Source organism: Enterobacter sp. MGH85, from assembly GCF_001037655.1.
Taxonomy (GTDB): domain Bacteria; phylum Pseudomonadota; class Gammaproteobacteria; order Enterobacterales; family Enterobacteriaceae; genus Enterobacter; species Enterobacter intestinihominis.
This window is the reverse complement of sequence record NZ_KQ089925.1, coordinates 1,865,014-1,888,397: the sequence shown is the minus strand read 5'-3', so window position 1 is coordinate 1,888,397 and position 23,384 is coordinate 1,865,014. Positions and strand designations below refer to the sequence as shown.

17 protein-coding genes and 1 tRNA gene are annotated in these 23,384 nt (G+C 56.0%); 7 read left to right on the top strand and 11 right to left on the bottom strand.

Annotated features, from left to right (window positions below):
• Window positions 1-22: 22 nt before the first annotated feature.
• From SK51_RS08945 to xni, 3 genes are all read left to right on the top strand, one after another.
• Window positions 23-1,312, top strand: a complete 1,290-nt coding sequence (locus tag SK51_RS08945) for an HAAAP family serine/threonine permease (protein ID WP_022649218.1) — start codon at window positions 23-25, stop codon at window positions 1,310-1,312.
• Window positions 1,313-1,374: 62 nt separating this feature from the next.
• Entirely contained in the window at window positions 1,375-2,742 is a 1,368-nt protein-coding gene (locus tag SK51_RS08940; protein WP_023306841.1) for an L-serine ammonia-lyase, read from the top strand.
• 112 nt (window positions 2,743-2,854) lie between these two features.
• Window positions 2,855-3,610 (top strand): flap endonuclease Xni, encoded by a 756-nt coding sequence (gene xni / locus SK51_RS08935; protein WP_023306842.1) that lies wholly within the window; start codon window positions 2,855-2,857, stop codon window positions 3,608-3,610.
• Window positions 3,611-3,700: 90 nt separating this feature from the next.
• Here the strand turns inward: xni and SK51_RS08930 are convergent, their stop codons facing one another.
• From SK51_RS08930 to SK51_RS08910, 5 genes are all read right to left on the bottom strand, one after another.
• Window positions 3,701-4,858 carry a DDE-type integrase/transposase/recombinase gene (locus SK51_RS08930; RefSeq protein WP_023305267.1) on the bottom strand — a complete coding sequence of 386 codons (1,158 nt, stop codon included), beginning with the start codon at window positions 4,856-4,858 and terminating at the stop codon, window positions 3,701-3,703.
• Between the two features lie 107 nt (window positions 4,859-4,965).
• Window positions 4,966-6,066 (bottom strand): 23S rRNA (cytidine(2498)-2'-O)-methyltransferase RlmM, encoded by a 1,101-nt coding sequence (rlmM, locus tag SK51_RS08925; RefSeq protein ID WP_022649221.1) that lies wholly within the window; start codon window positions 6,064-6,066, stop codon window positions 4,966-4,968.
• Complete coding sequence (locus SK51_RS08920; protein WP_003862756.1) at window positions 6,059-6,454, bottom strand: DUF423 domain-containing protein; 396 nt, start codon at window positions 6,452-6,454, stop codon at window positions 6,059-6,061. The genes rlmM and SK51_RS08920 overlap by 8 nt, the downstream gene beginning before the upstream one ends.
• Window positions 6,455-6,493: 39 nt before the next feature.
• A complete protein-coding gene (gene gcvA, locus SK51_RS08915) occupies window positions 6,494-7,411 on the bottom strand; it encodes a glycine cleavage system transcriptional regulator GcvA (protein WP_022649222.1) in 918 nt (305 codons plus the stop codon).
• 351 nt (window positions 7,412-7,762) lie between these two features.
• The gene (locus tag SK51_RS08910; RefSeq protein WP_015571738.1) at window positions 7,763-7,990 is read right to left on the bottom strand and encodes a YgdI/YgdR family lipoprotein; all 228 of its coding nucleotides are present in this window, start codon (window positions 7,988-7,990) and stop codon (window positions 7,763-7,765) included.
• Between the two features lie 192 nt (window positions 7,991-8,182).
• Between SK51_RS08910 and csdA the strand changes: the two genes are divergently transcribed.
• Together csdA and csdE are read left to right on the top strand one after the other, a co-directional pair.
• Window positions 8,183-9,388 (top strand): cysteine desulfurase CsdA, encoded by a 1,206-nt coding sequence (gene csdA / locus SK51_RS08905; RefSeq protein WP_023306843.1) that lies wholly within the window; start codon window positions 8,183-8,185, stop codon window positions 9,386-9,388.
• Window positions 9,388-9,834: a cysteine desulfurase sulfur acceptor subunit CsdE gene (csdE, locus tag SK51_RS08900; protein WP_023306844.1), complete on the top strand. Its 447-nt coding sequence runs from the start codon at window positions 9,388-9,390 to the stop codon at window positions 9,832-9,834. The genes csdA and csdE overlap by 1 nt, the downstream gene beginning before the upstream one ends.
• On the opposite strand, the gene tcdA is transcribed toward csdE, so the two are convergent.
• Together tcdA and mltA are read right to left on the bottom strand one after the other, a co-directional pair.
• Complete coding sequence (gene tcdA / locus SK51_RS08895) at window positions 9,825-10,631, bottom strand: tRNA cyclic N6-threonylcarbamoyladenosine(37) synthase TcdA (protein ID WP_006811804.1); 807 nt, start codon at window positions 10,629-10,631, stop codon at window positions 9,825-9,827. The genes csdE and tcdA overlap by 10 nt on opposite strands.
• A gap of 75 nt (window positions 10,632-10,706) precedes the next feature.
• Window positions 10,707-11,804, bottom strand: coding sequence for a murein transglycosylase A (gene mltA / locus SK51_RS08890; RefSeq protein ID WP_022649225.1), 1,098 nt, complete (start codon window positions 11,802-11,804; stop codon window positions 10,707-10,709).
• 208 nt (window positions 11,805-12,012) lie between these two features.
• On the opposite strand from mltA, the gene SK51_RS08885 reads away from it, so the two are divergent.
• Window positions 12,013-12,089 (top strand) — tRNA-Met (locus tag SK51_RS08885).
• Between the two features lie 89 nt (window positions 12,090-12,178).
• On the opposite strand, the gene amiC is transcribed toward SK51_RS08885, so the two are convergent.
• Window positions 12,179-13,432, bottom strand: coding sequence for an N-acetylmuramoyl-L-alanine amidase AmiC (gene amiC, locus SK51_RS08880; protein WP_048206651.1), 1,254 nt, complete (start codon window positions 13,430-13,432; stop codon window positions 12,179-12,181).
• A 227-nt stretch (window positions 13,433-13,659) separates the two neighbouring features.
• Between amiC and argA the strand changes: the two genes are divergently transcribed.
• Window positions 13,660-14,991: an amino-acid N-acetyltransferase gene (gene argA / locus SK51_RS08875; RefSeq protein WP_023306846.1), complete on the top strand. Its 1,332-nt coding sequence runs from the start codon at window positions 13,660-13,662 to the stop codon at window positions 14,989-14,991.
• A gap of 33 nt (window positions 14,992-15,024) precedes the next feature.
• Here the strand turns inward: argA and recD are convergent, their stop codons facing one another.
• Genes recD through ptrA form a run of 3 tightly spaced genes read right to left on the bottom strand, consistent with a single transcriptional unit; the run spans window position 15,025 to window position 23,263 of the window.
• On the bottom strand, window positions 15,025-16,845 hold the full coding sequence (gene recD, locus SK51_RS08870) for an exodeoxyribonuclease V subunit alpha (protein WP_048206650.1): 1,821 nt from the start codon (window positions 16,843-16,845) through the stop codon (window positions 15,025-15,027).
• Window positions 16,842-20,384 (bottom strand): exodeoxyribonuclease V subunit beta, encoded by a 3,543-nt coding sequence (gene recB / locus SK51_RS08865; RefSeq protein WP_032676485.1) that lies wholly within the window; start codon window positions 20,382-20,384, stop codon window positions 16,842-16,844. The genes recD and recB overlap by 4 nt, the downstream gene beginning before the upstream one ends.
• The gene (ptrA, locus tag SK51_RS08860) at window positions 20,381-23,263 is read right to left on the bottom strand and encodes a pitrilysin (RefSeq protein ID WP_023306849.1); all 2,883 of its coding nucleotides are present in this window, start codon (window positions 23,261-23,263) and stop codon (window positions 20,381-20,383) included. Before ptrA ends, recB begins: the two co-directional genes overlap by 4 nt.
• Window positions 23,264-23,384: the final 121 nt, after the last annotated feature.

Below are 23,384 nucleotides of genomic sequence, written 5' to 3'. Positions count from 1 at the left end.
TTGCTTCCTCCAGGAGATACAGATGGAAACCACTCAAACCAGCACCGTTGCTTCGATTGAATCCCGAAGCGGTTGGCGCAAAACGGATACCATGTGGATGCTTGGCCTGTACGGCACGGCAATCGGCGCTGGTGTACTGTTCCTTCCTATCAACGCAGGTGTCGGCGGTCTGATCCCGCTGATCATCATGGCCATCATCGCCTTTCCGATGACCTTCTTTGCACACCGCGGCCTGACCCGCTTCGTGCTGTCCGGTAAAAACCCGGGCGAAGACATTACTGAAGTCGTTGAAGAACACTTCGGCGTCGGCGCAGGTAAGCTGATTACCCTGCTCTACTTCTTCGCGATTTACCCGATTCTGCTGGTGTATAGCGTTGCTATCACCAACACCGTTGAAAGCTTCATGATGCACCAGCTGCAGATGACCCCGCCGCCGCGTGCGATCCTGTCCCTGATCCTGATCGTCGGTATGATGACCATCGTGCGCTTTGGCGAGCAGATGATTGTCAAAGCGATGAGCGTGCTGGTATTCCCGTTTGTTGCAGCCCTGATGGTGCTGGCGCTGTACCTGATCCCACAGTGGAACGGCGCTGCGCTGGAAACTCTGTCTCTGAGCAGCGCATCCGCAACCGGTAACGGCCTGCTACTGACCCTGTGGCTGGCGATCCCGGTAATGGTGTTCTCCTTCAACCACTCGCCAATCATCTCCTCCTTCGCGGTGGCGAAGCGTGAAGAGTACGGCAATGGTGCAGAGAAGAAGTGCTCCAGCATCCTGGCTCGCGCACACATCATGATGGTACTGACAGTTATGTTCTTCGTGTTCAGCTGCGTGCTGAGCCTTTCCCCGGCGGATCTGGCGGCGGCGAAAGAGCAGAACATCTCTATTCTGTCCTACCTGGCAAACCACTTTAACGCACCGCTGATTGCGTGGATGGCACCGATCATCGCGATTATCGCCATCACCAAATCCTTTCTGGGCCACTACCTGGGCGCACGTGAAGGCTTCAACGGTATGGTGATTAAATCTCTGCGCGGTAAAGGCAAGAGCATTGAAATCAACCGTCTGAACAAAATCACCGCGCTGTTCATGCTGGTGACCACCTGGGCGGTAGCCACCCTGAACCCAAGCATTCTGGGCATGATTGAAACCCTGGGCGGCCCGATTATCGCGATGATTCTGTTCCTGATGCCGATGTACGCGATTCAGAAAGTGCCAGCGATGCGTAAATACAGCGGCCATATCAGCAACGTGTTCGTTGTTGTGATGGGTCTGATTGCCATCTCCGCTATTTTCTACTCGCTGTTCAGCTAATACCTCCTGCGCCGTCTGCGGATGGCGCACTCCTCCCCTCTGACTGAAGCAATGGACGCATCATGATTAGCGTATTCGATATCTTCAAAATCGGTATTGGTCCTTCCAGCTCTCACACCGTCGGACCAATGAAAGCCGGTAAACAATTCACGGATGACTTGATTGCACGCGGCATTTTGCACGACATCTCCCGCGTGGTTGTCGATGTATACGGTTCCCTTTCCCTGACCGGTAAAGGCCACCATACCGATATTGCCATTATCATGGGGCTGGCGGGTAACCTGCCGGATACCGTTGATATTGACTCCATTCCTGGCTTTATCCAGGACGTGAACACCCACGGTCGTTTGCTGCTGGCCAACGGCGAGCATGAGGTTGAATTCCCGGTTGACCACTGCATGAATTTCCATGCGGATAACCTGTCGCTGCACGAAAACGGCATGCGCATTACCGCGCTGGTCGGCGATAAAGCGGTTTACAGCCAGACGTATTACTCCATCGGCGGCGGGTTTATTGTCGACGAAGACCATTTTGGTCAAACCAACGGCTCCGCCGTTGAGGTGCCGTACCCGTACAAAAACGCGGCCGATTTACAGCGTCACTGCCAGGAGACAGGCCTTTCTCTCTCCGGCCTGATGATGAAAAATGAGCTGGCCCTGCACAGCAAAGAGGAGCTGGAACAGCACTTCGCAAACGTCTGGGAAGTGATGCGCAGCGGCATTGAGCGCGGGATCACCACCGAAGGCGTGCTGCCGGGGAAACTGCGTGTTCCACGTCGTGCGGCTGCGCTGCGCCGCATGCTGGTCAGCACCGACAAAACCACCACCGACCCGATGGCCGTTGTCGACTGGATCAACATGTTCGCGCTGGCGGTGAACGAAGAGAACGCCGCGGGTGGCCGCGTCGTCACCGCGCCAACCAACGGGGCGTGCGGCATTGTTCCGGCGGTCCTGGCGTATTACGACAAGTTTATCCGTGAAGTGAATGCAAACTCACTCGCGCGGTATATGCTGGTCGCCAGTGCGATTGGCTCACTGTACAAGATGAACGCCTCGATTTCCGGCGCGGAAGTGGGCTGTCAGGGTGAAGTGGGCGTAGCCTGCTCTATGGCGGCGGCGGGTCTGGCCGAATTGCTGGGCGCAAGTCCTGCGCAGGTTTGTATTGCGGCGGAAATCGGCATGGAACATAACCTGGGGCTGACCTGCGATCCGGTCGGCGGTCAGGTCCAGGTGCCATGCATCGAGCGTAACGCCATCGCCTCTGTGAAAGCGGTGAACGCGGCCCGTATGGCGCTGCGCCGCACCAGTGAACCGCGCGTGTGTCTCGACAAGGTTATCGAAACCATGTACGAAACCGGTAAAGATATGAACGCCAAATACCGCGAAACCTCCCGCGGTGGCCTGGCGATGAAGATCGTTACCTGCGATTAAGCCTCTCAGGAAGCCTCGTTTTGCGAGGCTTCTTCCTGTTTTCCCCACCATTCATAGTTTCATGCTGCGCTCAGTGTTACCCTTCCCCCATTAGACAGAAGGGAGATTATCTGTGGCCGTTCATTTGCTTATCGTCGATGCACTTAACCTGATTCGCCGTATTCACGCGGTACAGGGCACCCCCTGCAAGGACACCTGTTTACACGCGCTGGAGCAGCTCATTCGCCATAGCGAACCCACCCACGCTGTTGCCGTATTCGACGATGAAGCACGCAATACCGGCTGGCGGCACCAGCGCCTGCCGGACTACAAAGCCGGGCGTGCGCCGATGCCGGACGATCTGCACGCCGAAATGCCCGTTATACGCGCGGCCTTTGAACAGCGCGGCGTTCCGTGCTGGGGCGCACACGGTAATGAGGCTGATGATTTAGCCGCAACGCTGGCGGTTAAAGTGGCGAGCGCCGGGCATCAGGCGACTATCGTTTCAACCGACAAAGGCTACTGCCAGCTGCTCTCTCCAACGGTCCGCATCCGCGACTACTTCCAGAAACGCTGGCTGGACGCGCCATTTATTGCCAGCGAGTTTGGCGTATCGCCTGAGCAATTGCCGGATTACTGGGGGCTGGCGGGGATCAGCAGCTCCAGAGTGCCGGGTATCGCCGGTATTGGACCCAAAAGTGCCGCACAGCTGCTGACGGAGTTTCAGAATATGGAAGGGATTTACGCAAGGCTTGAGGAAGTGCCGGAAAAATGGCGCAAGAAGCTGGAGGCGAATAAAGAGATGGCGTTTATCTGCCGGGAAATCGCAACGCTACAGACGGATTTACAGCTGGACGGGAATTTACAGCAGTTAAGGTTAGAACGTTAAAACAACTACACGATTTTGTAGGCCCGGTAAGCGCAGTGTATGACCGGATACATAGGTAACAGATCAGACCGGGAACATAGGTAACACTTTTCAGTCTATCCGGAGCACACTCTGGGTTTTTCGGTCGTAGTACGCAAGCGTTATTCCATTAAAGATGATGGCCTCCAGGCCATCATCTTGTTCTTCCAGCATGATGTACTCATCAGTCAGCGCTTCACTCAGGAACACCGTCCCCTTTTTCCCCATATAGAGTGTCCCCCTTGATTTCACCCTGTAGACCGTACCTCCTTCCGGATAAGCATATTCAGGAACCCTGCCATCCCAGTGCCGGCCTGAGGGTTGCCATACCGTTCCGGGCGTTGCACCCGCCAGGGCTTCATGCGGCCTTTCGTAGTTAAACTCTTCCCGGTAGCCACTGAACCACCGCTGTTGTTCTTCCATTGTCATAAATATGTTGCCCTGTTTTACTGCACTTTTCAGCGAACGATGCATTCGCTCATGACGGCCGTTTTCTTCCGGATGCCCCTTTCTGATGCGTTCCGGTCTGATGCCCAGCTTTATCAGCCAGACTGCAAGGCGACTTAACCCGGCGATACCTGTTCCTGCGAAAGGCTGACCATTATCCGTTCTCAGGACTTCCGGCAGACCGTACTCCAGGAACGCATCCGTCAGGCACTGCCTGACGAAGGGCTCGCTCTCCCGGTCTGCTCCCCGGCAGCTCAGAAGATACCGGCTGTGATTGTCGGTGAGGGTGAAGGGATGACAGTATTTCCGGCTCAGCAGCCTGAACTTGCCTTTAAAATCAGCGCTCCAGACCTGATTGTTCTCACTGATGATGGTCAGGGGCTGGCGATTGCCCGGGGTTCTGCGTTTTCGCTTTTTATCCGGAACCAGGCCTTCACGCTTGAGGATATCGCCGATAGTACTGGCAGCGGGGACGGTAAAATCGACGTGATGATTGAGCAGCCACATCCGCAGTTTTTTGGGGCCCCAGTCAGGGTGTTTTTGCCTCAGGGCCGTAAGCTGCCCGGCGATATCATCAGGAACTGTCCGGGAGTGGGAGTGCGGAGCACGCGACCGGTCAGAGAGAGATGACAGGTCAGAGGGGTCAAAACGCTGAAGCCATTTGTAACCGGTTTTTCGACTGATGCCGAAGAGACGGCAGAGGGCAGAAAAAGAATCCGTACCTGCATGGCAGGCACGGATAAAATCAAGGCGTTGCATAGGTCGGGTCTCAGTCCAGGGCATAGCGAGTCTCCTCTTCTATGCCAGTTATAACTGTTACCCATGTATCCGGTCTAAAGTGTTACCCATGTTTCCGGTTCATACCGCAGCGCCACCGGGCGTTACAAACGTTATCGCTCGTCGCGACGCCCACCCACGGCCGCCCACCAGCGACGGATATGCACCGTCACTTCTTCACGGTCGTGATACAGCTGACGCGCCTGGATTTCCGCGTTAATCCCGTGTTCGTCCAGTTGCTGCTGAATATAAGCCAGGTTCTGCGACACCTCTTCGTAACGCTTTTTCATCGGCAGCTTGAGGTTGAAAATCGTCTCACGACACCAGCCGTTCACCAGCCAGGAGGCCATCAGCGCCGCGACTTTCGCCGGTTTTTCTACCATGTCGCACACCATCCAGGAGATGTTGTTACGGGTAGGACGGTAGCGGAAACCATCTTCACGCAGCCAGGTGACCTGCCCGGTGTCCATCAGGCTTTGCGCCATCGGGCCGTTATCCACAGACGAAACCCACATGTTGCGTTTCACCAGCTGATAGGTCCAGCCGCCCGGGCACGCGCCAAGATCGACGGCATACATGCCGTTTGCCAGACGTTCGTCCCACTCGTCCGCCGGGATAAAGACGTGGAACGCCTCTTCCAGCTTCAGGGTTGAACGGCTCGGCGCGTCTGACGGGAAGCGCAGACGCGGGATCCCCATAAAGAACGGCGAGTTATTGGTGGTATACGAGTAGCCGGTGTAGCAACATCCTGGCGCAATAAAGAAGATATGCACGACTGGACGCTTTGGCGTTTCGTAGTTTGTCAGCACTCCCGCATCACGCAGTGCCGCGCGGAGCGGCACGGTAAACTTACGGCAGAACTTCATCAGCTCTTTGCTTTCATTGGTGTCAGCCACTTCCACGCGCAAATCGCCGCCCTTCTCCACCACGCCCTGCAACAGGCCAACAATCGGCGTGATGCGATCTTCCGGCGGAAGATCTTTCAGCAGTTCGCCCGCGACAAACATCTGACGGGCGAAAATCAGCGAGCTGAACGGCAGTTCGCGCGCCAGCTTGTCGGCATCATCAGGCTGATAGCATTCAAATACCACATAGCCCGCGTTCTCTTTGACGCGAGCGAATCCGAAGACTTCACGCTTCGCCGCTTTATCGGTGATTTCCGCGGCGCACTCTTTCTCAAACCCCGGGCGACAATATAAAACAACCTTATTCATGAACAACGCCCTTGCGTTTCAGACGGATAGCTCCGATAAACATTAAAACCCAACCCGCCAGGAAGCTGACGCCGCCGACAGGTGTAACAAACGCCCACAGGCGTAAATGCGACAGCGCCAGACAGTAGAGACTGCCGCTGAACAGTACGGTACCCAGCGCCAGAAAGACGCTGCTCCAGTAAAACCAAATGCTGATACGGCGCTGCATCGCCACCGCCAGCCCAAAAATTGCCAGCGTGTGGAACGCCTGATATTCAAGGCCGGTCTGGATCCAGCCCATCTCCACAACGCCCAAAGACTTGCTTAAGACATGCGCGCCAAACGCGCCCAGAGCTACAAAAATAAAGCCACTCACCGCGGCGAAAATCAGCATGAATCGGCTGGTCATATTTAAGTCCTGAATTAATGCGTGCCCGGCACACAAACGTTATTGTTCATACCTGAAGCGGAATTTTTCTTGCTCGCTTGCCGCTTTCGCCAGTATCCACTGCCGGAAAGCGGCTATTTTACCCAGTTCTGCCTGACTGTCATGACAAACCAGATAAAATGCATTCTTGCTGACCAGTACATCGTTAAATGGGCAAACCAGACGGCCTGCCTCAATTTCGGACTGCGCCATGACGTTATTCGCTAATGCCACGCCCTGCCCGTGAATGGCAGCCTGTAACACCATCGCGCTGTGGCTAAAAATGGGCCCCTGCTGCACGTTTATATGATTAAGACCTAACTGGCGGGTATAAGTTTGCCAGTCGCGACGCGAGGCATCGTGCAAAAGCGTGTGTTGCGCCAGATCGGCGGGCGTTTTGAGCGCTTTCTCCCCCGTCAGCAGCAGTGGTGAACAGACCGGCAGCAGATATTCTGCGTATAATTTTTCAACACGCAAGCCCGGCCAGTTACCACGACCGTAAAAAATCGCCACATCCACATCGTCTGCAAGCTTGTCTTCCTGACGGTCCACCGCCTGGATTCGGACATCGATTCCCGGATAAGTTGAGTTAAAGCTTGAGAGTCGCGGCACCAGCCACTGAATGGCAAAACTGGGCAATAAACTCACAGTCAGGGCGCCTTTTGCGCTCCGTGCCTGAAGCTTACGGGTGGCTTCCGTCAGCTGGGAGAAAATCTCTTTAATATCCTGAAAATAGCTCTGCCCTTCTTCGGTCAACAGCAACGAACGGTTGCGGCGACGGAACAGCTTAAGCCCCAGAAAATCCTCCAGAGACTTGATTTGATGACTTACTGCGGCCTGTGTCACAAAAAGCTCATCGGCTGCGCGGGTGAAGCTGAGGTGGCGTGCTGCTGCATCAAAAACACGTAATGCATTTAGGGGTGGCAATCGCTTGGACATGGTTATCTGGCTTAGATGTTAACGAGATTTAACATATAGGAAACAACGTTTAACCTATTAGTTTTTTTTATCTGAGCCATTATAATTTGTCCGTTGAGGAACTACCAGCAAATACCTATAGTGGCGGCACTTCCTGAGCCGGAACGAAAAGCTTTTTTTGGAATGCGTGTTCTGAAGGGCTTTTGGCTTACGGTTGTGATGTTGTGTTGTTGTGTTTGCAATTGGTCTGCGATTCAGACCACGGTAGCAACGCTACCAATTTTTCACTTCCTGTACATTTACCCTGTCTGTCCATAGTGATTAATGTAGCACCGCCAACTTGCGGTGCTTTTTTTTTCGCTTATCTAACTGTTAATGCTCGATTTCCTTCATCTCTTTCACGTCACTGCGATTGATCTGCTGTTTGTTCCCGTTAGCATCTTTGTATGAAATCATCCCGGTATCATTATCGGTTGTCGGTTTCCCTTCAGAGACGATAGATCGACCATCGTTGGTATGCATTACGTAGTTATTACCAGAACATGCGCTCAGGGCAAAGGTCAACGCACAGGCAGAAATGATTGCAGCTGTCTTTTTCATGATTATTCTCCTTTAGCAATTAATGCTATTCAAACCTCGATTTATAACAGGCTAAAACATCCGCCTAACACTATTTAGCATAACCTGCTTTTTCAGACTCGCCAGGATAAGCAGACAAATCTGATAGATATCAACTTCCTTGCCCTGCCGATAAATTTGCGCGACGATCGTAGAATCGATATGAGGAATTCCATGAACGCTTTCAGTCCTGCGCAGTTTCGCGCACAGTTTCCTGCGCTGGCCGATGCCGGCATTTATCTTGATAGCGCCGCCACGGCCCTTAAGCCGCAAGCGGTGATTGAGGCAACCCGCCAGTTTTACAGCCTGAGCGCCGGGAACGTGCATCGCAGCCAGTATGCCGACGCGCAGCGCTTAACGGCGCAATACGAAGCCGCACGGGATCAGGTCGCGCGCCTGATCAATGCTGACAGCGGTAAGAACATCGTCTGGACGCGGGGCACTACCGAGGCCATTAACATGGTGGCGCAATGTTACGCGCGTCCGCTGTTGCAGCCCGGGGATGAGATCATCGTCAGCGAGGCGGAACACCACGCCAACCTGGTGCCCTGGCTGATGGTGGCCAAACAAACCGGGGCACGGGTTGTAAAACTCCCGTTGGGTACAGACTTCCTGCCTGACGTGGCGCGTCTGCCTGAGCTGATTACGCCGCGCAGCCGTATTCTGGCGCTGGGGCAGATGTCCAACGTCACCGGCGGCTGTCCGGATCTGGCGCGCGCCATTGAGATTGCCCATGCCAGCGGCGTGGTGGTAATGGTCGACGGTGCGCAGGGTGTGGTGCATTTTCCGGCTAACGTTCAGGCGCTGGATATCGACTTCTATGCCTTCTCAGGGCATAAATTGTACGGGCCAACCGGTATCGGCGCGCTGTACGGCAAACCTGAACTGCTGGCCCGGATGACGCCGTGGCTCGGCGGCGGCAAGATGATTACCGAAGTCACCTTCGACGGTTTCAAAACGCAGGATGTGCCTTACCGCCTGGAAGCCGGTACGCCGAACGTGGCAGGGGTTATCGGTCTGAGCGCAGCGCTCGAATTTCTCGCAGATACGGACGTGGCTCAGGCTGAAAGCTGGAGCCGGGGCCTGGCGACGCTGGCAGAAGAAGAGCTTAAGAAACGCCCCGGGTTTCGCTCGTTCCGCGTCCAGGACTCCAGCCTGCTCGCCTTTGATTTTGCGGGCGTACACCATAGCGACATGGTGACGCTGCTTGCCGGATACGGCATTGCCCTGCGCGCAGGACAGCACTGCGCCCAGCCGCTGCTGGCGGCCATGGGGGTGAGCGGTACCCTGCGCGCCTCGTTTGCACCGTACAACACAAAAAGTGACGTCGACGCGCTGGTTTCCGCCGTCGACCGCGCCCTGGAATTACTGGTGGATTAATGACAAGTTCAGCCTTAGCCGGGCATCCGTTCGGCACCGTTATCACTGAAGAGACGTTAAAACAGACCTTCGTCCCGCTCACGCAGTGGGAAGATAAATATCGTCAGTTGATCCTGCTGGGCAAACAGTTGCCCACGCTGTCAGACGAACTGAAATCGCAGGCGAAGGAGATAGCTGGCTGCGAGAACCGCGTCTGGCTTGGGTTTAGCATATCCGGTGAGAAACTGCATTTCTTCGGCGACAGCGAGGGACGCATTGTTCGCGGTCTGCTGGCGGTGCTGTTGACCGCAATCGAAGGGAAAAGCGCCGCAGAGCTGCTGGCGCATTCTCCGCTGGCGCTGTTTGATGAGCTGGGACTTCGCACGCAGCTTAGCGCCTCGCGCGGTCAGGGACTGATTGCGCTAAACGACGCGGTGCTGGATGCCGCCCGTCAGGCTCAGGCCTGACGTTCCGCCTTCGCCATCATCTTCTTCAGGGCGTGAGAGACCGCCACAAAGCCGAAGGAGGCGGTCACCATGGTGGCCGCTCCAAACCCTGAGGCACAATCCATCCGCTTTGGCCCTTCCGCTGTGCTTTTCATTGCACAGACCGAACCATCCGCCTGCGGATAAACCAGCGCTTCTGTCGAGAACACACAGTCCACACCCAGCTTGCCTTTGCTGTTCTTCACCACATTGAAGTCGCTTTTTAAGCGCTCGCGCAGCTTAGCGGCCAGTGGATCCTGAATGGTTTTCGCCAGATCTGCCACCTGGATCTGCGTCGGATCAATTTGTCCACCCGCGCCGCCCGTTGTCACCAGCGGCACCTTGTAACGACGACAGTAAGCGATCAGCGCCGCTTTTGGCCGCACGCTGTCGATGGCGTCAATCACATAGCTGTAGCCTTTGCTCATGTACTCCGCGACGTTATCTGCCGTCACAAAGTCGTCAATCACCGTTACGCGGCACTCCGGGTTGATGAGACGAATACGCTCCGCCATCACCTCGGACTTCGCCAGACCGACGTTATCACGCAGGGCGTGGATCTGACGGTTAGTGTTAGTGACGCAGACGTCATCCATATCAATCAACGTAATTGCGCCAATGCCGGTTCTCGCCAGCGCTTCTGCCGCCCACGAACCCACGCCACCAATGCCCACCACGCAGACATGCGCATCCGCGAACAGTTGCAGGGCTTTTTCACCGTATAACCGTGCCGTGCCGCCGAAACGCTGGCGCCAGGCATCGCTGATTACCACAGACATAAAACCTCAGATGTAAAAAGGGTGAGGTATTCCTCACCCTGAACCGTAATCCGTCTTGCGCTCAGAATACCACACTCAGCCGCTAAATACGTTCCCGGTACCCGGCGCTGTCTTCAGCACCCACACGCGCCCGTAGTGGTTATACCAGCCTGCACGGTGGCCGGCATCCGGGCCGATGCCCTGATAAATGTCGAAGTGCTGGCCTTTAATCGCCCCGCCCACGTCCAGCGCCACCATCAGGCGTAATTCATACTTGCCGTTGAATTTGCCGTTGTTGTCGAGGAGAGGAACTTCCGCCAGCAGCGTGGTACCCGCCGGGATAATCGAACGATCCGATGCCACAGAAGCGCGGCCAATCAGCGGGACGGCGCTCGCCCCTTTCACCGGCGCAAAGTTCTGCGGTTTGAAGAAGACAAACGATGGATTCTGCTCAAGCAGCTCACGCACTTCCGCTTCGCTGTGTTTTTCGCCCCACTCGCGGATCGCCTGCATCGACATATCTTCTCGTTTCACTTCACCACGGTCGATGAGCACCTTACCGATGCTGCGATAGGCATGGCCGTTTTTCCCGGCATAGCTAAAGAAGTTCAGCGGCGAGCCGTCGCCAAAATCAATATAGCCGCTGCCCTGCACGTCCATGATGAAGTTATCCATCAGCGAGTTGCTGTAGGCCAGCACGTAATTTTCGCTAAGCGCACCGGCATAGATTTCAGCGCGGGACGGGAGACGACCGCGTTTTGGCGGCATGCGGTAAATCGGATACTGGAATTCGCCCTGACGCGTGTGTCGTGCCTGGACAACCGGGGTGTAGTAGCCGGTAAACTGAACGTTACCGTAGTTATCTGCCCCTTCCATCTGCCACGCATCGATACCAAACTGGCGCATATTGCGCGTATCACCGCCAGCACGCAGCCAGTCCTGCACTGCACTATAAACGTTGTTCTGTGAGCCATACAGGCGCGGCGACGCTTTGCGGATCTGGTATACCTGCTCGGAGAAATCCCCGGCATTGATTGGAGCACCCACGGCATCTGGCTGGTTAACTAAAGAGAAAGGCTGGGATAACTTCCCGTCTTTATACTGTTGACCGCGATCGGTCGGTTTGGAAGAGCAGGCCGCAAGAATCGCTACCATTGCGCCTGTCATCAGATACTTCACCCAACGTCCTTTCATTATATCTCGTCTTTTAGTTGCCCAATTCCGCGTGATGAAGATAACAAACCCACCGTGGTAATGAAATGCAATCGCCTTCCCTTTGGCAAATTCTGGACAAAAAATAGTCCAAAGTGGCTATTCCCGTTCATTTTGCATACAAAATAATGAATTATGCGAAAAAGGGGTTGCATCACAAACCTATCCGAGTATAGTGCGCTTCCACGGACGCGGGGTGGAGCAGCCTGGTAGCTCGTCGGGCTCATAACCCGAAGGTCGTCGGTTCAAATCCGGCCCCCGCAACCAACACTTCTTAAAACAATAAACACCCTTAAGGGTGTTTTTTTGTATCTGCCGTTTGTGAAAGTGCCGGGCGAGATACCCGGCGTAATACCCTATCCCCGCCGCGCCAGCGTTTCCCCGTCTGAGAAATAGGCCCGAATACCCGCCAGAATCGACTCCGCCACTTTCTGCTGGAATTTAGCCGTCTTGAGCTTGCGTTCCTCTTGCACGTTACTGATAAACGCGGTTTCGACCAGAATGGACGGAATATCTGGCGCTTTCAGTACCGCAAATCCGGCCTGCTCGACGCTGTTTTTGTGCAGCTTGTTGACCCGGCCCAGTTTGCCCAGCACCGCTTTACCAAACTTCAGACTGTCGGTAATGGTCAGCGACTGCACCATATCAAACAGCGTATGGTCGACGTAACGATCCCCGCTTTTACTCACGCCACCGATTAAATCCGAGGCGTTCTGCGTGTCCGCCAGGTATCTCGCGGCGGTACTGGTCGCCCCTTTCGTTGACAGGGCAAACACCGACGATCCGCTCGGCTGGCGGCTGGTGAAGGCGTCCGCATGAATAGAGACAAACAGATCCGCGCGCTGCTTCTGCGCTTTCGCCACGCGGACCTTCAGCGGGATAAAGACATCTTCGTTGCGCGTCATGTAGGCGCGCATATTGCCCTCTTTGTCGATTAACGCCTTCAGACGACGGGCAATTTGCAGCACCACATCTTTTTCGCGGGTGTGATATTTCCCAACGGCGCCGGAATCTTCTCCGCCGTGGCCAGGATCGAGCATGATCACAATCGGACGATCGCGCCCCGCCCTGCCCGGCTTAGGACCACTTTGCGCAGGTGGGACCTGCCGCTGGAGATCGCCTTTGTTGTAATCTTCAAGTAACGCCAGGAGCGGATCCTGAATATCCGTTGCATTCGCCGGATAGAGATCCATTACCAGGCGCTCCTTAAAGGCGGCAACAGGCGCAAGGGCAAAGAGCTGCGGTTTCACGTTCTGCTTGAGCTCAAACACCATGCGCACGGTTTGCGGATCGAACTGCCCGACGCGCGCCGATTTGATAAAAGGATCGTCGCCACGGATCTGCGCCGCCATGCCTTTAAGCACGGAGTTGAGATTCACACCTTCGAGATCAACCACCACACGTTCAGGATTGCTGAGGGCAAATTGTTTGTATTTCAGCACGCGGTTGGACTCGACCGTCACGCGCGTATAGGTCGACGACGGCCAGACGCGCACCGCGACTACCTGGCTTGTGGCGGCAAGACCCACCTGGCTGACGCTAAGCAACCACATCGCCCCGGCCCCTTTTAACAGGCGGCGGCGGCTTATTGCTGAATTGGATCCCGACATGCTTCTCCCGAGCAAGAAATCTGATTGATGAACAAAACGCCCAAATTGACCGAAAACTTTAACGAATGACGCATAAACTGTCATCTATAAAAGGGTAAACAATCATACGTTAACGCACGGATTACTTATTATTTTCTGTGGGTCGCAGAAAATTTTGGCTTGCACACGCGGCCACAATCGAATAAAAATACATAAATAACGAATAAACATTCATTAAGGGTTGTGTCATGGTTAAGGAACGCAGAACCGAACTGGTCCAGGGATTCCGCCATTCTGTTCCCTATATCAACACCCATCGGGGGAAAACCTTTGTCATCATGCTTGGCGGCGAAGCCATTGAGCATGAGAACTTTTCCAGTATCGTCAATGATATCGGCCTGCTGCACAGCCTCGGCATCCGTCTGGTGGTGGTGTATGGCGCACGTCCGCAAATCGAAGCCAACCTGGCCGCCCATCACCATGAGCCGATCTACCACAAACATACCCGCGTGACGGATGCGAAAACCCTCGAACTGGTCAAACAGGCGGCGGGTCTGTTGCAGCTCGATATCACCGCCCGCCTGTCGATGAGCCTGAGTAATACGCCGCTGCAGGGCGCGCACATCAACGTGGTGAGCGGCAACTTTATCATCGCTCAACCGCTCGGCGTGGACGATGGCGTGGATTACTGCCACAGCGGCCGCATCCGGCGCATTGATGAAGAAGCCATTCACCGCCAGTTAGACAATGGCGCGATCGTCCTGATGGGACCCGTTGCCGTTTCCGTAACGGGTGAAAGTTTTAATCTGACCTCGGAAGAGATTGCCACCCAGCTGGCCATCAAGCTGAAAGCGGAAAAAATGATCGGCTTTTGCTCCTCACAGGGTGTCGTGAACGATGAGGGCGTGATTGTGCCAGAACTTTTTCCGAATGAAGCCCAGGCGCGCGTCGAAGCGCTGGAAGCACAAGGCGATTACTATTCCGGTACCGTGCGTTTTCTGCGCGGCGCCGTCAAAGCGTGCCGCAGCGGGGTACGCCGCAGCCACCTGATTAGCTATCAGGAAGACGGCGCGCTGTTGCAGGAACTGTTCTCCCGGGACGGGATCGGTACGCAGATCGTAATGGAGAGCGCCGAGCAGATCCGCCGTGCCACCATCAATGACATCGGCGGCATTCTGGAGCTGATCCGTCCGCTGGAACAACATGGCATTCTGGTTCGCCGCTCCCGCGAGCAGCTGGAGATGGAGATCGACAAGTTCACCATCATCCAGCGAGATAACCTGACCATTGCCTGTGCGGCGCTTTATCCGTTCCCGGAAGAGCAGATTGGCGAAATGGCGTGCGTTGCCGTGCACCCGGATTACCGTAGCTCCTCGCGGGGGGAACTGCTGCTTGAACGCGTGGCGGCACAGGCGCGCCAGATGGGTCTGAGCAAGCTGTTCGTGCTCACCACGCGCAGCATTCACTGGTTCCAGGAGCGCGGCTTCACGCCGGTGGATATTGATTCTCTGCCGGAAAGTAAGAAAGAGATGTACAACTACCAGCGCCGCTCGAAGGTGTTAATGGCGGACCTGGGATAACAATCACCCTCTCCTGTCGGAGAGGGTGATTACTCAGACAGATTCAAAAATCGCGCTTAATCCGCTTCTGCGCTCGGTGCGAGTGGCAATCGCCTGTCCCAGCACGCGTTCATCCGCATACAGCGACAGACGCTGGCGCGCACGGGTAACGGCGGTGTAGACCAACTCACGGGTTACGACCGGCGAAAGCTGTGTCGGCAGGATCAGCGCCGCATGGTTGAACTCTGAGCCCTGAGACTTGTGTACCGTCATCGCCCATGCCGTTTCATGCTCTGGCAGACGGCTGGGCTGGACGGACTTCACGCTGCCGTCCGGTAGCTGGAACCAGACGCGCAAACCGTTACCGCGATCGAGCGCAATACCGATATCCCCGTTGAACAGCCCCAGCGTACTGTCGTTGCGGGAGATCATCACTGGCCGGCCTTCATACCATCGCGAATGCTGCTGACGGTTAATTTTGCGTTTCTGCACAAGCAGCTGCTCCAGCCTGTCGTTCAGGCCCGCAACGCCGAACGGCCCTTCCCGCAATGCGCACAGAAGCTGGTATTCGCCAAATGCGGCAATGACCTGCCCGGGCTGACTGCGCTGCTGCACGCAGCTCTGAAAACGCTGGTATCCCTGGAGAGCCTCCTCAAGCATAGCCTGATACTCTTCCCCGCTTTGCAGCGATTTCTTTTCAATGTCAGTGAAAGAGCCGTCAAACACCGTGCGCGTGGCATGCCGATCGCCACGGTTGACCGCCGCAGCCAGCTGGCCGATGCCGGAGTCGCTACCGAAACGGTAGCTTTTTTGCAGCAGGCACAGGCTGTCACGCAGTGCGCCTGCGACCGGCGAGTGATCGGGTTCAAGCGAGCAGCCGGTCAGGCGGGCAAGCTCCTGCGCCCGCGCGGCGGTATAACCGTAGCTGGCGTAGGTACAGATATCCCCCAGTACCGCCCCGGCTTCCACGGAGGCGAGCTGGTCGCGATCGCCCAGGAAAACCACGCGCGCATGCGGCGGCAGAGCATCGATCAGGCGCGACATCATGGTCAGGTCAATCATGGAGGCTTCATCCACCACCAGCACGTCCAGATGCAGCGGATTACCCGCATGGTAGCGCAGCCGCTGGCTACCCGGCTGCGCGCCGAGCAGACGGTGCAGGGTACTCGCTTCACCCGGGAAAAGCGCAAGCTGCTCCTGAGTGAGCGGCAGCTGTTGCATCGCACCGCCCAGTGATTCGGTCAGTCGCGCCGCTGCTTTCCCGGTGGGCGCCGCCAGACGAATACGACATCGCTGCTCGCCTGATAGCTGGATCAGGGCTGCCAGCAGCTTTGCGACGGTCGTGGTTTTCCCGGTCCCCGGGCCACCTGAAATCACCGAAATCCGCCGCGTCAGGGCGACGGCCGCCGCCACTTTCTGCCAGTCTGTAGGCTCACCGGAGTCAAACAGCCTGTCCAGTGTCTGGCGAAGCTGCGCTTCGTCGCAGGGAAGCGGCGCGTTGGTCTCACTAAAGAAACGCGCTACCGTCAGTTCGTTTCGCCACAGACGGTTCAGATATAAGCGCTCCCCCGTCAGGATCAGCGGCGCCTGGTTTTCTCCCGGCCCGATGGCCGACGATTCGCGCAAAATTTTCTGCCAGTCCACCCTCTCACCCAGCAGCGCAAAGCAGGACTGGAGGACAGGCGGCATTTTCTCGTCAACAACCAGACGCGAGAGCGGCAGACACACATGCCCCTCTCCGGCGTCTTTACTCAATAGGGCAGCGGCAAGCATCACGGCGGGCTGGTCAGCGGCAATCATCATGGCAAACTGCACATCCAGCTGACGCAGCACGCGTTGCTCTACCGATTCCAGCAATAAGTCCTGCATCGTCATGCCATCTCCTCCGTGTTTGCTGCAAACAGGTTATCCATTTTATTAATCAATTCCGCATCCGGACGGGTGCTGAAGATCCCGGAGCGCGGATCGGCAGCGTCGACCCCGCGCAAGAAGAGGTAGATGACGCCACCAAAATGATCGTCGTAGCGGTAATCCGCAATACGGTGGCGCAAATAGCGGTGCAGCGCTAGCGTGTAGAGCTGATATTGCAGATCGTAGCGATGCATTTGCATGGCTGCCGCCATCGCCTGCTGGGTATAGGCTTCGCTGTTCTCGCCCAGCCAGTTCGATTTGTAATCCAGCAGGTAGTACCGTCCTTCGTGACGGAAGACCAGGTCGATAAAGCCTTTCAGCATGCCCTGCACCTGACGGAAGTTCAGCGGCGGGCAACCGGCTGAGAGCGGATCGTACTGACGGATAAGCGCATCGAGCGCGTCGGCCTTAAGCGGGCCTGCGACAGGCAGATAAAACTCCATCTCAACCTGTTTATTTCTGGCCGTTAGCTGACGAAGAGCGAAGCCCTGCTCAGTCAGCGGCGCCTGCAAAATGGCGTTGATCCAGTCAGTGAGAACGGGCTGCCAGTGCGCGTCATAGCCCCCGCTCTGTAACATCTTCAGCACCCACTCCTCACTGACAGGCTGAGTAAAATCAAGCTCTTCAAAGAGGCTGTGCAAAAAGGTGCCCGGCGACGCGCCGCGTGGGAACTGATGCGGAGTTAACGTCGGTTCAACCGGAATATCACCCACCCCTGCGGCATCCACGTCCAGCTTCGGCATGAGATCCAGCGCAATACTTCGCCCATGCTGTTGCAGGCCAGAATAGCTGGTGACGCGCCAGTCGTCGGCAAGCACCCGCGTGATCTGGCGCGCATTAAGATCGGTCGCGGGCTCTTGCGCCATTTGCCAGCGGCTATTGTCTGGCAGAGACGGGATATGCAGCGCGATATCGTCACCGCAGAGCGACTCAATGCAGAGGCGCAACCCCGCCGCATCTTTCGGCTCGCCACGCTGAATAAGCCGCCCTAACGCGCTTAAATGGAAATCGCTTTCCCCTGTTTTCTCCCCGCGACGGCGGAAAACCGGGGCGACGCCCAGGCTGCAATGCCAGACAGAACGGGTCAGCGCCACGTAAAGCAGGCGCAAATCCTCCGCCAGACGCTCCGCTTCTGCCAGTTCAACGCTGGTCTCCGCCTTGCTGAGATCGAGCACCGCATCGAAAGTCTCGCGGTCATGGTAAAAGGCCTGATCCTGAACCCGGTAGTTCGCGATGAAAGGCAGCCAGACCAGCGGATATTCGAGACCTTTGGATTTGTGAATGGTGACGATTTGCACCAGATGCTTATCGCTCTCAAGACGCATCTGCTGGCTTGAAGAGTTACTGTTTGGATCCGCGATTTGCTGCGCCAGCCAACGCACAAGGGCATGTTCACTTTCAAGCTGGGTACCCGCTTCCTGTAACAGTTCGCTGATGTGTAAAATATCGGTCAGACGCCTTTCACCGCCGGATGTCGCCAGCATATTTTCGGCAATCTGACGCCGTGTCATCAGCTCGCGCAGCATCGCCATGACGCCGCGCTTTTGCCAGCGTTCACGGTAATGGACAAACTCTTCTACCACCGCATCCCATGCGTTTTCGTCATGGTTGAGTTCATCAATATCCCGTGCGTTCAACCCCAGCATAGAACTGGCCAGCGCGCTTCGAAGCGTATTTTCGCGCTCCGGCGCCAGCACCGCCTGAAGCAACCAGAGCATTTCCTGGGCTTCCAGCGTGTCGAACACGCTGTCGCGGTTAGAGAGATACACTGACGGAATATCCAGCAACGTTAGCGCATCACGGATTAACGCCGCTTCCTGACGACTGCGCACCAGCACGGTAATATCAGAGGCCTTTACAGGATATGCCTGTTCCCCCTTCCACAGCAGTGCCTCGCCGCGCGCGCCTGCGCTTAGCCAGTCACGGATTTGCGCGGCGCAGTGCTGGGCCATCGCCGCCTGATAATCGGCAACGCCATAGCCTTCCCCCTCAAGCAGCCAGAAGGTCATGGCGGGTTGCACCGCACCGCTGACTTCAAAGCGCAGCGTCGCGTTGTTTGGGGCGGATTTCACCGGCAGGAAAGGGATTTCATTGAACATGAATGCCGTCTCCATACGGCTGAACAGCGCATTGACGCTCTCAACCATCCCCGGAGCGGAGCGCCAGTTGGTATCTAACGTGTAATGCGCGACCACCTCACTACGGGCTTTCATATAGGTGAAGATATCTGCCCCACGGAAGGCGTAAATGGCCTGTTTAGGGTCGCCTATCAGCAGCAGGGCAGTGTCGGGCTGCTGTCGCCAGATGCGGCGAAAAATGCGGTACTGCTGGGGGTCGGTGTCCTGAAATTCGTCAATCATCGCCACCGGAAAACGGGTACGGATCGCGCTGGCGAGCGCTTCACCATTCTCGCTGGACAGGGCTTCGTCCAGGCGGCTCAGCATGTCATCAAACCCCAGCTCGCCCCGGCGACGTTTTTCGCGCGCGACGGCCTGGCGGATCTCCGTCATGGCGCGGGTGATCATCAGGTCATTGAGCGTTAATGGCTCCGCAAGCAGCGCTTCAATCGCCACAAACAGGGGATGCTCAGGCACAATACCGTCGGCTTTGGTTCGCTCGGTCAAAAAGCGCTGCGAAAATTTTTCCAGTGCGTCCGGAAGCTGGTAACCCCGCGTCTCCTCCTGGGCCCAGGCGCTGATCTTTTCGATCCACTTCCCCTGGTTCCCACGGTTGAACTTGCGTCTGTCGATGCCTGAGTTTTCGATGATTGCATCAATTTCACCAACCGACTCATTCCACTTCTGCTTAAGCGCGGTAATTTTGGCGACGATCTTTTCATGGCGCGAGGCCAGCGTTTCATCGGCAGGCGGAGGAGATTTAATGACCGGCGCTTCGCCTTGCAGGTAACGGTCGATGGCGCGAAGAAGCTCTTCCGGACCTTTCCACAGGGCGTGAACCGCTTCAGCAATGTCGCGCTGCAACGGATAACAGTGACGACGCCAGAAATCCGCACAGGCCTGATAGCGAAGCTCGGATTCATCTTCAATAAGCTGCTGCTCAAAGAGCATGCCGGATTCAAACGCATTCAGGCTCAGCATGCGCTGACAAAAACCGTGAATGGTGAAGACGGACGCTTCATCCATTTGCCGTTCGGCCAGCAGCAGCCATTGCGCAGCCTGTTGCTTATCCGCAATCTCGTCCAGCAGGCTCGCATAGAGGGGGTTATCCGTCGTCTGACGCAGACAGGCGATGCGCAGCTCATGAATGTTGCTGCGAATACGGCCACGCAGCTCGGCAGTGGCCGCTTCGGTGAAGGTTACCACCAGCAGCTCTTCCACGCTTAACGGGCGCGAAAAAGCGGCGTTGCCGCCGAGCCCCAACAGCAGACGCAGATAGAGCGCGGCGATGGTATAGGTTTTTCCCGTTCCCGCTGAGGCTTCAATCAGTCGCTCACCCTGTAGAGGTAAACTTAGGGGATCAAGCGGCTCAGCGGTATAGGTCATTCTTTCTTACTCCAGGGCATAGTTTGTTGCAGCGCGCTGACGCTCTTCCAGACGGTCCACTCTTTTGATTTTACGTAGTCCGTTTTCCCGTTCTGGCTGCCAGAAACCTGAGACAGGATGGCCATACCCTGCGGTTTTACTACCGCCTGATGGAAGAAATCGGCAACTTTTTGTGGCGTCAGCTGTTTTATTTCGGCCACTATTTTATCACGCGAATCAAATTTCATATTACCGCGATCAAAATCTTTGCTCAGCTGCGAGGCCTCTTCACCCAGCGTCTGCGGCGGTTGCATCACCTGGGCGATAACCGCCTGCTGGATCTGGGCAAACTCTTCCGGCTTCATGGCGCGCAGTTTTGCTTCCGCCTGCGGGAAGAATGCCTGATAACGTTGCCACAGGTAAGCGGGTTGCTTGTCGCTGCTTTGCAGAAGGAAGCCCAACCCCCACTGACGGCCCACATTCATCGAGAAAGCGAATACCGCATAACCCAGCTGCTCTTCGGTGCGCAGCTGGTTGTAAAACCACGGCTGAATAATTTGACCGAGCACCGCACTCTGGGCAGAGCTGGTAAATTCGTCATATCCGACAGGGACAAACACCGCGGCCAGCGCGGAATCCGTGCTGCTTCCCGCTTTTTCGAAGATCGCATTCTGCTTTTTCTCTACCAGCACATCCTGGTTACGGCACCACTCATCGCCTTTTGAACCCAGTTGCGCACGCACGTTTTGTGCCAGCTTTTTAGCCTGATCTTCGCTCATGTTCCCTACAACCAGGAACTCCGGACGGGTATTGGTTTTCAGCGAATCACGGTAAGCCAGCACCTCTTTTAAGGTGACTGAGGGCAATAACGCGCGGCGATCTTCGCGCTGGAAATAAGGAATTTGGGACAACATCTGTGCTGGCATAATCGCCTGATCGTAGGCTTTACCCTTCTCGGCAGAATCCATCATCTGGGCATACCAGGACTTAGCCTGCTCGAGCTGTTCTTCCGTAGGCGTATAGCTGAAATAACCGTCCAGCAGCGCCTGGAACAGCTGCGGCAAACGCTGGGTATAGCCGTTGGCATTCACCATCAGACCGTTATTGGCATTGGTGGAGAAACTGATACCGCCAACGGCAGCCTGGTTGCTGAGCTGATCGAGGGCAATACCGGCCAGATAATCGTTAAGCGCAAACAGCACCTGGTTTCTGGCGCTGTCCATTGCTTTAGGATTACGCAGCACTACGCTGACATCCGCTTTTGGCTCGTCGCCGAAATAGCGGCTTGGGGTGTAGACCACGCGCAGCGTCGGCTCATCAACAATCAGCTCCGGATGCGGATAGGCCTTTGCAGGTTTGATCAGCGAGAAATCGTCCGGGATGTAGGGGTTAAGCTCCGGTAACTTCAGCGCAATTTCCCCCGCCTTTTTCTGCCAGCCCGCGAAGGTCTGTTCGCTGATTTTTTCAACCTGATACGGGGCATCAACGAAGTAGGCCATTTTGTTATGCGGTTCGTTCGGGCTGATATACCAGACGCGGGCATTCTGCGGAGTCATCATCGCCAGACGCGCTTTGAGCGCCCCGGCGTCATACTGATCGGCAATATTTACCGCATCCAGCGTATGTTCCACCGGCACGCGGATCATGGTATCTGCCAGCCACTCGACGTAGTCCATATCACGCGTAATAGAGGGATAGCGGAAATCGAGATCCAGCACGTGCGCCAGCTCGTCGAAGTAGCGTTTATCGACGCCTTTGTCGCGCAGCAGAGAGAGATAACTGAAAATGGCCGCAACGACGTCGTCACGGTGAGCCAGCCCTTTATCGGTCAGCGTCGCGGAGATGGCCAGCACGCCGCTATTCCCGTTTACGACGGGATCGGAGTCAGCGCGAATACCTTCCACCAGCCCCTGCTTTTGCAGCCAGTCGGAGAGCGTACCCGGGCTGCGGTTACCGATAAGATAAGTCACCAGCTCGTCGGTTTTGCTGCGGAACTGCGCCGTGTTGTTATCAATACGGAATTCAACGCGTAACACCTTGCGCGGCAAGGCCGGCACATAGTGAATAACAATGCCTTTTTGCGCGTCCGTGACAACCGGCACGTTAATCTGCGGCAGATCGATATTTTTATTTGGCACCCTGCCATAGGTCTGCGCAGCCATGTTTGCCAGCGTCGGCAACGGTTTATTGCTGTAGATAACCGCTTTCATCAGATTGGCGGAATAGTATTTTTCACGAAACGCATGCAGCGCATCGAGCACCGGGCTACCCGGCTTGTCGCTCAGCGTTTCAAGGTTGCCGCCTGAGAAGCGCGAACCCGGATGCGCCGGATTGATGGTTTCAGCGCTAACCTGCGCCATGCGCATACCGTCTCGCGTGCGCGCCATCGTCAGTTCGGCGTTTACGGCGTTGCGTTCCCGGTCAGCATATTTTTTATCCAGCAGCGGTGCGGCGATGGCATCCGCCAGACGGTCCACCGCCCCGTCAAGCGCATCATTTTCCACTTCCAGGTAAAACGCGGTACGATACGGCGCAGTGCTGGCGTTGTGGCTGCCGCCATGCATTTTCAGAAATTCGGACAGGCTGTCAGGCTGTGGGTATTTTTTAGACCCCATCAGCGTCATGTGCTCAAGGTAGTGCGCCAGTCCCGGATGGTCATCAGGATCTTCCAGCGATCCGACCGGCACAACCAGTGCGGAGAGCGATTTAACCGCCTGAGGATCGGAAACCAGCAGCACGGTCATCCCGTTATCAAGACGAATCGCCTGATACTGACGGGTGTCCTTATCGCTCTTACGGATTGTTTCCTGGACAGGTTGCCAACCGGAATCGGCCTGAGTGACGGGAGCCCAAAGGGCGATAAACAAAACAAACGCTTTGAACAAGGTGCTGCCTGGCATTACGACCTCTTTATCACGGCTACATCATTAACAACGTGCGTGCTGGACACGCCAGCATCTCTTTCTTTGGGTACATCAGTCCGTGATAAGAGGTGCATCATAAATGAACACCCCGTGCTGT

Excerpts from the sequence above, each read along its gene's own strand:
- SK51_RS08945 (WP_022649218.1), top strand. The coding sequence starts at position 23 with ATGGAAACCACTCAAACCAGCACCGTTGCTTCGATTGAATCCCGAAGC.
- SK51_RS08910 (WP_015571738.1), bottom strand. The coding sequence starts at position 7,990 with ATGAAAAAGACAGCTGCAATCATTTCTGCCTGTGCGTTGACCTTTGCC.
- gcvA (WP_022649222.1), bottom strand. The coding sequence starts at position 7,411 with ATGTCCAAGCGATTGCCACCCCTAAATGCATTACGTGTTTTTGATGCA.
- csdA (WP_023306843.1), top strand. The coding sequence starts at position 8,183 with ATGAACGCTTTCAGTCCTGCGCAGTTTCGCGCACAGTTTCCTGCGCTG.
- ptrA (WP_023306849.1), bottom strand. The coding sequence starts at position 23,263 with ATGCCAGGCAGCACCTTGTTCAAAGCGTTTGTTTTGTTTATCGCCCTT.
- amiC (WP_048206651.1), bottom strand. The coding sequence starts at position 13,432 with ATGTCGGGATCCAATTCAGCAATAAGCCGCCGCCGCCTGTTAAAAGGG.
- csdE (WP_023306844.1), top strand. The coding sequence starts at position 9,388 with ATGACAAGTTCAGCCTTAGCCGGGCATCCGTTCGGCACCGTTATCACT.
- recB (WP_032676485.1), bottom strand. The coding sequence starts at position 20,384 with ATGACCTATACCGCTGAGCCGCTTGATCCCCTAAGTTTACCTCTACAG.
- SK51_RS08920 (WP_003862756.1), bottom strand. The coding sequence starts at position 6,454 with ATGACCAGCCGATTCATGCTGATTTTCGCCGCGGTGAGTGGCTTTATT.
- mltA (WP_022649225.1), bottom strand. The coding sequence starts at position 11,804 with ATGAAAGGACGTTGGGTGAAGTATCTGATGACAGGCGCAATGGTAGCG.
- tcdA (WP_006811804.1), bottom strand. The coding sequence starts at position 10,631 with ATGTCTGTGGTAATCAGCGATGCCTGGCGCCAGCGTTTCGGCGGCACG.
- SK51_RS08940 (WP_023306841.1), top strand. The coding sequence starts at position 1,375 with ATGATTAGCGTATTCGATATCTTCAAAATCGGTATTGGTCCTTCCAGC.
- rlmM (WP_022649221.1), bottom strand. The coding sequence starts at position 6,066 with ATGAATAAGGTTGTTTTATATTGTCGCCCGGGGTTTGAGAAAGAGTGC.
- argA (WP_023306846.1), top strand. The coding sequence starts at position 13,660 with ATGGTTAAGGAACGCAGAACCGAACTGGTCCAGGGATTCCGCCATTCT.
- recD (WP_048206650.1), bottom strand. The coding sequence starts at position 16,845 with ATGACGATGCAGGACTTATTGCTGGAATCGGTAGAGCAACGCGTGCTG.
- SK51_RS08930 (WP_023305267.1), bottom strand. The coding sequence starts at position 4,858 with ATGCCCTGGACTGAGACCCGACCTATGCAACGCCTTGATTTTATCCGT.